Source organism: Moorena sp. SIO4E2 (genome assembly GCF_010671945.1).
Taxonomy (GTDB): domain Bacteria; phylum Cyanobacteriota; class Cyanobacteriia; order Cyanobacteriales; family Coleofasciculaceae; genus Moorena; species Moorena producens.
Genome location: NZ_JAAHIE010000077.1, coordinates 15,836 through 21,814 on the forward strand (window position 1 = coordinate 15,836; position 5,979 = coordinate 21,814).

General features: G+C 44.8%; 7 protein-coding genes. 2 read left to right on the plus strand and 5 right to left on the minus strand.

The window, feature by feature from the left end; all coding sequences use genetic code 11:
• Positions 1-252: 252 nt before the first annotated feature.
• The 5 genes from F6K37_RS11385 to F6K37_RS11405 all read right to left on the minus strand — a co-directional run bounded on the left by F6K37_RS11385 (position 253) and on the right by F6K37_RS11405 (position 4,209).
• Positions 253-984 carry an undecaprenyl-phosphate galactose phosphotransferase family protein gene (locus F6K37_RS11385; RefSeq protein WP_008177920.1) on the minus strand — a complete coding sequence of 244 codons (732 nt, stop codon included), beginning with the start codon at positions 982-984 and terminating at the stop codon, positions 253-255.
• A gap of 100 nt (positions 985-1,084) precedes the next feature.
• On the minus strand, positions 1,085-2,215 hold the full coding sequence (locus F6K37_RS11390) for a glycosyltransferase (RefSeq protein ID WP_287250228.1): 1,131 nt from the start codon (positions 2,213-2,215) through the stop codon (positions 1,085-1,087).
• A gap of 126 nt (positions 2,216-2,341) precedes the next feature.
• Positions 2,342-2,620 carry a hypothetical protein gene (locus F6K37_RS11395; protein ID WP_131827274.1) on the minus strand — a complete coding sequence of 93 codons (279 nt, stop codon included), beginning with the start codon at positions 2,618-2,620 and terminating at the stop codon, positions 2,342-2,344.
• 326 nt (positions 2,621-2,946) lie between these two features.
• Positions 2,947-3,336 carry a hypothetical protein gene (locus tag F6K37_RS11400; protein WP_287250233.1) on the minus strand — a complete coding sequence of 130 codons (390 nt, stop codon included), beginning with the start codon at positions 3,334-3,336 and terminating at the stop codon, positions 2,947-2,949.
• Between the two features lie 537 nt (positions 3,337-3,873).
• Entirely contained in the window at positions 3,874-4,209 is a 336-nt protein-coding gene (locus F6K37_RS11405) for a hypothetical protein (RefSeq protein ID WP_044491879.1), read from the minus strand.
• Positions 4,210-4,707: 498 nt separating this feature from the next.
• Between F6K37_RS11405 and F6K37_RS11410 the strand changes: the two genes are divergently transcribed.
• Both F6K37_RS11410 and F6K37_RS11415 read left to right on the plus strand, forming a co-directional pair.
• Positions 4,708-5,388, plus strand: a complete 681-nt coding sequence (locus F6K37_RS11410) for a hypothetical protein (RefSeq protein ID WP_287250236.1) — start codon at positions 4,708-4,710, stop codon at positions 5,386-5,388.
• 237 nt (positions 5,389-5,625) lie between these two features.
• Positions 5,626-5,979, plus strand: a 354-nt coding sequence (locus tag F6K37_RS11415) for an ABC transporter transmembrane domain-containing protein (protein WP_287250239.1), incomplete at its 3' end; no start/stop codon positions are given.

The window sequence follows — 5,979 nt, forward strand, 5'->3', positions numbered from 1 at the left end:
GCGGTCTTGGGGGAAACCCCCATGAGCGACTGCATCAAGACATGGGTAGGAGATAGGAGCTTGTTCACTCCCATCTCCCCATTCCGTTCAATTGAGCCCTTAAGCAATAAATAATAGCTTAAATAATAGGTTTGAGAGCAACTTGGTATCAGTAATGGGTAATTGGCAACTGGGCTTATTACCCATTACCCATGATCCATTACCTAATGTCACCCATTACCTAATTTCTCCTCTAGCAGGCACTAGTTACCTCTAGTAAGCACCGTTATTTTTGGGAAAAATAACAACACCAATGGTTTTCACGATGATCCATAAATCCAGCCAAAAATTCCGGAAACTGACATAGTAAACATCAATTTGCACACGGCGGTGGTAAGGTATGTCATTGCGTCCAGAAACCTGCCATAAGCCAGTAATTCCGGGTCGAATTGTCAAGACTTTATCCATGTGACGCCCGTATTTGGGCAATTCCTCTGGCACTAACGGTCTTGGACCAACCACACTCATCTGTCCGTTGAGTACATTCCAGAACTGAGGAAACTCATCTAAGCTAGTCAGCCGTAGAAATTTTCCAATTCCAGTAATTCGAGGATCATCCTTGAGCTTGTAATTATCCTGAAATTCCTCCCGTATCTGAGGGGATTTTTCGATCATCTCTAGCAACATTTCGTCGGCATTTTCCACCATAGTTCTAAATTTCAGGCAAGCAAAAGGTTTGTAGTCTTTACCCACCCGCTCCTGAACATAAAAAATTGGTCCAGGTGAGCTGATCACAATTAGCAATGCCAGTAGCAGGTAAACGGGAAAAAACGAAATCAGAACTGATAGGGAAAAGGTCACATCAAACAGTCGCTTGGCAAAATTTCCGTCTAAGCGATAGCGAGTCAGATTCTTGTGTCTACGACGTGAAACGAGGGGCTGAAAACCTCGCTTCACGAATGCTCGCAATATCTTGACGGAGTTAAGTTGGCTTTCGGCAGTCATCTCACTCCTTCAATTCACACCACACGTCATAATCATAAAGCTACGAGACACTCGCTATAGCGCATAGCCAGCTAGGATATTTAATTTTTTACCAGAGAAATTAAAACTGGTAGTCTTGATAACAGTTTTCCAAAAATGTCAGGTAGCGATCAGCAAAAATGTTGGGGGCAAATTTGGCAGCGTTTAACCGGCTCGCTTCCCGATTAAACTTTCCTGCCAAGGTCTCAAAGGTTTCCATGGCTTCAATCAAAGCCCTTGAGCTTTGCTCTGGAAACAATAGACCTGTACCACTGTCTAAATGTTGCCGAATATCTAGAACTGTTTCTAGTGCCCCACCAGCACCATAGGCAATCACCGGCGTACCACAAGCTTGGGCTTCCACCAGGGCAATGCCGAAATCCTCACAGGCAGCATAGACAAACCCTTTAGCTTTAGCCATATACTGCTCAACCACCTCATTGGGTTGAAATCCCATAAATTTTACATTCTTGTGAGCCAAGTTGCGAATCCCTGCTAAATCTGAGCCATCACCAATCACCACGAGAGGGTATCCCAGTTGATTAAAAGCTTGAACAATTAAAGATACTTGTTTGTAACTTACTATCCGGGAAACGGTCAGATAAAAATCTTCTTTTTCTTCCTGGAAAGGAAAACGTTCAATATTAACCGGTGGGTAAATAACTTCAGCCCTACGCCGATAGCAGCGCCAGATCCGCCGTGCTGTGTGATGAGAGTTGGCAATAAAGTAATCCACCCGATTTGCTGTAATCACGTCCCACTGACGTAACCGATGAAGCAGATAGCGAGTGATCAAGCCTGGAAGACCCTGTCCCATAGAACTACTGCGCAAATAATCAAACGTCAAGTCCCAGGCATAACGCATGGGCGTATGGCAGTAACAGATGTGCAGTTGTTGGGGACTAGTAAGGACACCCTTGGCAACAGCATGGGAAGAGGAGAGAATAACATCATACTCCCCTAGTTCAAGCTGTTCAATCGCTAAGGGTAGCAGCGGCAGATATTTCTGAACCCCTTTACGAGCGAAGGGTAAGTTCTGTAGGAATGTTGTGCCAATAGAGCGCTGATATAGATAACTCTGGGGATTGGTTGATTCAAAATCAATCAGGGCGTACAGGTCAGCATCAATGTGTTTGAGTATTTCTTGCACTACCAGTTCTGAGCCACCAGTTGCTTTGGGAGTCAACCACTCATGAACCAAGGCATATTTCATTAGATCTCAAAGGCCGATTGTTTAACAAAAATGGCGGAATTCCCCATCCAACTTTGACGGTGGGGATGGATAGTCAAATAGTTGATTATATGCTAATATGAATATAACTGGCTTAGGTCTACATGGTTAGGCATGGGCTGATGATAGTCGAGCTAGGTGGAATAGAGATGTAGTCAAAGCGCGTAAACGAACTCGACCACCGTTCGCAACAGCGTGCAGAAAAGGCAAGCGCAAGATGTCATTTAGACATAAATCAACTGGCACGACCGTTACAAACGGCGAAAACCAAGCGGCAAAAAGAATTATTGCCTGTGGAAGACGGGCGACTGCCTGTGGACGCTGAGTAAGACCATCACCAGATTCAGTTCTGGACTTTCTATTCTTAGGGAGTACCCAACGTGGCATCGGCGGATGAAGCGGGAAATCCTAAAGACGAATAAGACCGTCCTTGCTTCGCTGTTAGCGAAGCAAGTTGGGTTACTTCACATATACTACTGGCAGTACTTGAGAAACGAAACATACCATATACTTGAATGGTAAATTTACTATAGACCTAGCAGCTACGGTATTTTGGGTATTGCCTAACTAGCATATAAAAATATCGGGTTTTTCAGCTGCGCTCTAGACGGCGATTCTATAGCGCAGTCAGCCCACCACAAGACATCTAAACAACCTGTCTGGCAATACAGACGTCGAGGTAATAATAGGGTTTTATTAACTGTTTCAACCCCCTAGTTAGCTGAGCAGTAGGTATTAATATCCGCCACTAATTTTGGTTCTGGGGTGGTGGCTTTCTGCAAATTGCTCAAGGCTTCCTCCGCAGCTGAGCGGTCTTGCTTGTTAAAAGCCTCTACAAAGTCGCGAGTCGCCTTGCTGGTATTGCGATACATCTTAATAAAACCAGCTTGATAGTCTTGGAGCTGTTCGTCCTTAACTATTATCGATTCCATGTCTTGAGATGCCCCCTCCATAGCATTAGCTGCCTGGAGCATTGCCTCGGGATCACTTGATTCTCCACCATTAGTCAGGGTTTTAGCTTCTTCAACTGCCTGGTTCGCCACTTCAATAATTTTCTGACATTCAACTTTTTTGCCACTACAGCTAACGGTCAATAAGCTCATGAGTACAGTCGCCGGAACAAGGAGGAAGTACCGCGTTGGAAAATGCATTAATGCTCTCCTAATCAGTTTTGGGTACTCTCGTTGTGGTAGCATATTTTTACCATGCTGGAAAGCTTTAGCTTCATTTCCACAACACTCCACTCTTCAATGCACGGCGTTCAGAGTCAGGATAGGGTGAGCGCGTGGGTGTAGGCTGACTTTGACAGGACTTACGCAAAACTGGGCAACAAACATGCTGATGGTGTAGGGTCCTGAGGGAGACCCTACAAGTAGAGTTGCTGCGTAAGTCCTGATTGAGCCATAATTTTAACTGGTTCAAATAACTGAACGAGATTTCTTAGTTTCCTGGGAATGCTTTGGAGCAATTTATTCTCAATAAACCTGTCAATAATCCCCAAAAGTTTTGAGGGGTTTTGAAAGACGAAAGTATGCTCCAAAAGGAGGTTAGCCTTATTCTTACCCCAAACCCGATCTTTTCCACACCCCATACCCAGTCTAAATCGACAAGCTTGGTGCGTAACTCAACAGCCAGGAAAGTCAGTGTTCCCCTGCTTCAATCGCTGCAGCAAGCTGTTGCAAGGTTTGTGTGACTTGCTCAAGCTGTTTTAGAGACTCATTTTGAGTTTCTGCCAAGGTTTGCACCGCATCACTTAGAGCAAAAAGCTGGTAGCCTTGTTGTTGGACTTGCTGTCCTTGGTTTTGCACTTGAATCACAAAGTTATCGACCCGGTCAGCCAGACGGTCTATAGTTTCGGTAGTGGCAAGCACTGCCTCTCCGATTTGTCCAACAATTAATTCCAAACGACTGATGCGGTTTTCCACCGTCAGCGACTCTTGTATGGTAGGGGTCGTGTTGTATGAAGTGTTTCCCATTTGAGCTGGTTTATCCACCGGCAACGTTTTCAATCAAACATCAATATTGGCCATCAATATCGGCCATCAATATCGGCGCGAGGCAAACAGGCATGGAGTATGAAGTCTTGCCTAGTCTGCTATTAAATGGGGTCAGATCCAAATATCCCCTGTTAATTCGCCAAGGGTATTCTATGATTATTGGTTGAAATAGCAAAATTTCAACCCCTTTGACAGAAAACGTTTCCTAGTTTGATCCCACTCACACCAATTTCAAAGTGACCCTTTGCAGCCAATGGCAAGTATAATGCCGGTGTTAAGGCAATTCAGACTGGGGTGATTTACCTGTTGAGATATTCCTCAAACTGAGCATGTCGCCACGATTTGAGGGATTTATGCCTATCAAATTACCACAGTTGATCAATTAGCCGAATACGACTAGCCGGATAGGAGGTTGAGTTGTCGGATCAAACTTCCACAACAAACAGCTAACGGTCAAAAACTTACAAGGTATTCACTATGCAACTACTATTTCTAGTCCTGCTATGGGTAGTGCTTGGATTTTTGCTCGCCAAGCTGCTGCTCGAAATCATCCCTAAACAGTATTTCACCTGGCTTGGGGGTTTTTTGGTTTTTGCCATTATTGTCCTGCTGTTTTTCACCCCAACCAATGCCCTGGTTTCACCGATATGGACAATTTTCTCACTTCCCTTTCAACCATTGGGCTTAGCACTTCTGCTTTGGTTCCTAGGAGCAATGCGAATTAAAGGTGACAATATCTCTAACCCAGGACCTACCTTGATTTGGACGGGATTTTTTGTCTTGCTTGTCGCCAGCACCCCTTTTCTATCTAATCGGCTGGCTCAACTTCTCGGGCCTGGAGTCGTTCAAAACCAACCTGCGGTTCAAATGGCCAAAACAATCGGGTGGCAGGAGGAAACCCTCACTGCATTTGTCCCCAATGGGGAATCAATTCAGCTTACTACTAATGCTAGTCCTTTCCCTAGGGACGCTGTGTTGGCTCAACTTGTTCCACCCAATCAAGCCCTTGGCATCCAAGCTTTTATCCCTTCTATCGGAGCCCTTGACCAGACTACCAGGGTAATTAACACCTTCTTTAGCAATATTTACTTCCAACTACGAGGAAGACCAGTTACCAGTACAGAAGTTGAATCGCCGACCGCAAGAGATGTTTCTTGAAATATAGACATTATGTTAACTACCCACATGAACCCAATCGGGTATAGTGTGGGTTTCTGGTTTCATCGGAAGTAAACCGATACCACCCTCGGCTCCCACCTTCAGTAAGGGTCGGTAATTTATGATTTGCGGTTCCCTTGAGGCTAAGTACTCCCCGATTTTTGGTGAAAGGTTAAGCCTAAAGGAAGGGAATTGTTTAAGATTGTAACCAGGATGGGAATTGTATAGTATTGTAACATGCTGAATTCCCGTCTAAAAAAACTGCTGCTTTACCTGCGCCCATACTGGCGACAGTCAGCCCTAGGTATTTTTGCCCTCCTTATTGTCAATGGACTTGGTGTTTATATCCCCTTACTGATCAGGGATACTATTGACGAGTTGAGTCAAACCTTGAGCTTCGACCAAGTCTGGAGCTTTGTGCTGCTTATTTTGATACTCACCTCATTGATGTGGGGGATTCGGATGGCTTCGCGCATCCTATTGTTTGGAGTGGGGCGCAAAGTGGAATTTGACCTGAAGCAACGGATTTTTAAGCATTTGCTGACATTGGAACCAGCCTATTTTTCTCAGAACACGATCGGTGATTTGATT